General features: G+C 60.6%; 4 protein-coding genes. 1 reads left to right on the top strand and 3 read right to left on the bottom strand.

Annotated features, from left to right (window positions below):
* From NW820_RS07245 to ffh, 3 genes are all read right to left on the bottom strand, one after another.
* On the bottom strand, positions 1 to 596 hold a 596-nt coding region (locus tag NW820_RS07245), incomplete at its 3' end, for an aminotransferase class I/II-fold pyridoxal phosphate-dependent enzyme (RefSeq protein ID WP_414407097.1).
* A 48-nt stretch (positions 597 to 644) separates the two neighbouring features.
* On the bottom strand, positions 645 to 1,103 hold the full coding sequence (locus tag NW820_RS07240; RefSeq protein WP_011431928.1) for a tRNA (cytidine(34)-2'-O)-methyltransferase: 459 nt from the start codon (positions 1,101 to 1,103) through the stop codon (positions 645 to 647).
* 9 nt (positions 1,104 to 1,112) lie between these two features.
* Entirely contained in the window at positions 1,113 to 2,576 is a 1,464-nt protein-coding gene (gene ffh, locus NW820_RS07235) for a signal recognition particle protein (protein WP_011431929.1), read from the bottom strand.
* Positions 2,577 to 2,742: 166 nt separating this feature from the next.
* Between ffh and NW820_RS07230 the strand changes: the two genes are divergently transcribed.
* Positions 2,743 to 4,191, top strand: coding sequence for a carotenoid oxygenase family protein (locus tag NW820_RS07230; RefSeq protein WP_414407096.1), 1,449 nt, complete (start codon positions 2,743 to 2,745; stop codon positions 4,189 to 4,191).
* Positions 4,192 to 4,299 lie beyond the last annotated feature (108 nt).

The raw sequence follows: 4,299 nt of genomic DNA, 5'->3' as shown, positions 1-4,299 counted from the left end.
GTGTGCCGGCTGAACTCAAAATAGGCCTCATCCAAAATCACCAGAATCTCTTCGGGCAGCCCTTCCACCCACTCCCACTCTGCAGCCGTCAGGCCATTCCCCGTCGGCGAGTTGGGATCCACCAGGCACACCACCCGAATCGGATGCTCCCTCAAAGCCTGTTGACATCGCTCTAGATCCAGAGCAAACGTCTCCGGGTCGCGGGGAACCCGCACCACCGGGATCCCCAGGCTCTGGGCCAGGATGGCGTACATGGAGAAGGTGGGCTCTGCCACCAAAATGCCGCCCCGCCCGCCCAGACAGGTGGCAATCAGCAGGGAGCGGATCAGCTCATCCGACCCATTGCCCAGGCTGATCTGCTCTGGCTCCGCTCCGGCATAGGCGGCGATGGCCTGCTTCAGGCCCCGGTGGTGGGCATCGGGATAGCGGTTGCTGGGGATCCCCTTTTCCCAAAGGAGGGAGAGCTTCTGCTTGAAGCCCACCGGCCAATCGAGGGGGAACTCATTGGCATCCAGCTTGTCGGCAGCCGGGGCTGGCACAGCGTCGTAGGGCTTGAGGTAGAGCAAGTCGGGGCGCAGATACTGCAGAGCACACATCTTCCTGACGGGGAGAAGTAGCTATTATATCAGGGCCAACCCGACCACTTATTCTTTTGTCAGGGATCCCTGCTGACGTAGCGCCTCAAAAAGGGCAATCGCTACGGCATTGCTGAGGTTCAGGCTGCGCACCGGCCCCCGCAGTGGGATGCGCACGCTGGGATAGGTTTCCAAGAACAGAGGATCCAACCCCCGGCTTTCGCTGCCGAACACCAACCAGTCTCCCGGCTGATAGGTTACTTCTGTATAAAGGGCTTTGCCGCGCACACTAAAACACCAGAACCGGGCCTCAGGGTGGGCCTGCACCAGAGCAGACCAAGAGGGGTAGCGATACAGTTGGACATGCTGCCAATAGTCCAGCCCCGCCCGCTTGAGGTAGCGATCCGAAAGGCGAAACCCCAGAGGATCCACCAGATGGAGAGGCGTATCGGTGGCTGCACAGGTGCGGGCGATATTCCCCGTGTTGGCCGGGATCTCTGGGGCAACCAAAACAACGTGGAAGGGCATAATCCTATCCTACTTGCCCCCAAATCCGCGGTTGCCGCCCCCTTTTTTACCCCCACCTTTGCCCGGCTTGCGGCTGGGCTGTTGCCGAGAGGGAGAGGCCGTTGAACGTCCGCGCCAACTGGGATCCCCGCCGGGAAGAGAGGTACGCCCACCCCCCCAACCCATACCGGGAAAACCGCCACCCATGCCCATGTTGCGCATCATGTCGCGCATGCGTTGAAAATCACTGACCAGTCGGCTGACATCCTCCAGCTTGTGGCCAGATCCGCGGGCCACCCGTCGTTTGCGGCTGACGCTGCGGGCCAACAGATCCGGGTTGCGCCGCTCTTCGGGGGTCATGGAGTTGATCATGGCTTCGGCGCGGGCCAGTTGGTCTTGTCCCTTTTGCAGTTGTTCCTCGCTGATTTTGCCCATCCCTGGCATCAGTCTCAGCAGCCCTGCCAAGGATCCCATGCGTTTGATCAGGCGCATCTGCTTGAGGAAATCGGTGAAATCAAACTGGGCAGTCATCATCTTCTCCGCCATGCTGGCGGCATCTCCCAGGTCGATTTCCTCTTGGGCTTTTTCCACCAAGCTGAGGATATCCCCCATACCCAGAATGCGGGAGGCCATGCGATCCGGGTAGAAGGGATCCAGCGCTTCCACCTTTTCGCCGACGCCGATGAACTTGATGGGCTGGCCGGATACTTGGCGAATGGAGAGGGCGGCTCCACCGCGGGTATCCCCATCCAGCTTGGTGAGAATGGCCCCAGTGATGCCCAAGCGCTCGTGGAAGGCTCGGGTAAGGCTGGCTGCCTCTTGGCCGATCATGGCATCCACCACCAGCAGGATCTCGTGGGGCTGCACCGCCGCCTTGATCCGCTCCAGCTCCGCCATCATCTCCAGGTCGATCTGCAAACGACCGGCAGTGTCCAAAATCACGTAGTCGTAGCCCTGCTGCCGGGCCGTCTCCACCCCCTGCCGGGCAATCTCGACGGGATCTGCTTTGCCCAGGTCGAAAACGGGGATCTGAATTTGCTGGCCCAGCGTCTTGAGCTGGTCGATGGCCGCCGGACGGTAGATGTCTCCGGCCACCATGAGAGACTTCTTGCCCTGCTTGCGCAAATACAGAGCCAACTTGGCGCAGGTGGTGGTTTTCCCGGATCCCTGCAAACCGGCCATGAGGACAATGGTGGGAGGCTGCTCCGCTTGGGCGATGGGCACGTTGGCTTCCCCCATCACTTTCACCAGCTCGTCGTGGACGATCTTGATGAACTGCTGATCCGGCGTCACCCCCAGGATGACCTCGGATCCCAGGGCAGCTTCCCGCACATCCTCGATGAACTGCTTCACCACCTGCAAATTGACATCCGCATCCAGCAGGGCTCGCCGCACCTCCCGCAGAGCTTCTTGAATGTTGGTTTCGGTGATCTTGTCCTGGCCGCGCAGCTTTCTCCAGGCCAATTCCAACTTCTCGGAGAGGGCATCAAACATGGGTACTGTGGATCCTGTCAGGCGCTTTGGGGGCATTTCCTACCATAGTCGAATCGGGGCGACTCCATCTTGGGGATCCCAACCAAGGTGGCTATCCCGGCCCAGAAAAACTGGCGACTTCACAAAAGTTTAAGCAACAATAGAGGGCGTTGCATGCAGATCTTCCATGGTCAGCGTCGCTTCCCTTCCCTACAGCACCACCGACTGGCAATTGGGCTATCGCTCCCTATCCCAGGAGTACGACTATTGGATTACGGAGATCGAAGGACGGATCCCGGCAGGGTTGCGGGGAACCCTGTTTCGCAACGGCCCGGGCAAGCTGGAGGCGGGATCCCAGCGCTACGGGCACCCGTTCGATGGCGATGGCATGGTCTGCGCCATCACCTTTGTGGAGGGGAAGGTTCATTTTCGCAACCGGTTTGTGCGCACCCGCGAGTTTGAAGCAGAGGAAAAAGCCGGTCGGGTGCTCTACCGAGGGGTGTTTGGCACCCAAAAGCCGGGCGGCTGGTGGAGCAACTTTCTCGACTTGCGGTTTAAAAATCCCGCCAACACCAATGTCATCTACCAGGGAGACAAGCTGCTGGCCCTGTGGGAGGCCAGTGCCCCTTACCGGCTGAACCCGGCCACCTTGGCCACCGAGGGGATCGAAACGTTTGCAGGAGGGATCTCAGCCAACCAGCCTTTTACCGCCCATCCCCGGCGGGATCCCCACACGGGAGATCTCATCGCCTTTGGGGTGCGGGCTGCCCAGAACTCCACGTTGCTGTTTTATCGTCTGGACTCGCGCGGGCGCTTGGTGGAAAAGCGGGATTACCGCCTGCCCGGTTTTGCCTTCCTGCACGATTTTGTCTGGACACCCCGCTACCGTATCTTTTTCCAAAATCCCTTGGCTTTCAACCCCCTGCCGTTTGTGTTGGGCTGGCAACCGGCGGGCACCTGTTTGACCTTGAAACCGGGGGAGCCGACCCGCATCTGGCTCTTTCCCCAGGGCGACGAGCCGCTGCAACTGGAAGCGGAGCCGGGGTTTGTTTTCCATTTTGTCAACGGCTACGAAGTCGGGGATCGGGTTGTGGTGGATGCCGTCCTCTATGAGAACTACCCTGCCCTGGAGCCGGATGCCGATTACCTGCAGATTGACTTTGCCCAGATTCCGGCGGGCAAGCTGTGGCGGTTCTATCTGGATCCCAAGGGGGGCAGCGTGAAGCGGGAACTGCTGCTGGATCGCTCGGTGGAGTTTCCGGCCATCCACCCGGCTCGAATGGGGGGATCCCACCGCTACATCTACATCGGGGCCACCCATGCCCCCGGCCCCAATGCTCCCCTACAGGCCATCCTCAAGCTGGATACCGCCACAGGCCGCACACAGCAGTACAGCTTTGCCCCCCGCGGCTTTGTGGGAGAACCGGTGTTCATCCCCGATCCAGAAGGTCAGGGCGAAGAGGCAGGGTGGATCGTGACGGTGGTTTTTGATGCGGCCAGCCAGCGCTCTCAAGTGGTGATCCTAGAAGCAGCCGATCTGACAGCCGGCCCCGTCGCGCGTATCCCATTGCGGCACCACATTCCCTATGGCCTACACGGCAGCTTCACTCCGCAGGTGTGGGTAACGCCCGCCTAAACGGTGAACCCCAGGAATGGCTAATGGATCCCATCGGCTCGGGAAAGATCATGCGCCCCAGCCTTTGCGGGAGCCCTGGGGATCGGTCAGTCGGATCCCGGCTGTGCA

Source organism: Synechococcus sp. R55.7, assembly GCF_047461955.1.
In the GTDB taxonomy this organism is placed as follows: Bacteria; Cyanobacteriota; Cyanobacteriia; order Thermostichales; family Thermostichaceae; genus Thermostichus.
Note: the sequence above shows the minus strand (reverse complement) of the source record. Positions and strands in the feature narration are given on the sequence as shown.

Excerpts from the sequence above, each read along its gene's own strand:
- NW820_RS07230 (WP_414407096.1), top strand. The coding sequence starts at position 2,743 with ATGGTCAGCGTCGCTTCCCTTCCCTACAGCACCACCGACTGGCAATTG.
- ffh (WP_011431929.1), bottom strand. The coding sequence starts at position 2,576 with ATGTTTGATGCCCTCTCCGAGAAGTTGGAATTGGCCTGGAGAAAGCTG.
- NW820_RS07240 (WP_011431928.1), bottom strand. The coding sequence starts at position 1,103 with ATGCCCTTCCACGTTGTTTTGGTTGCCCCAGAGATCCCGGCCAACACG.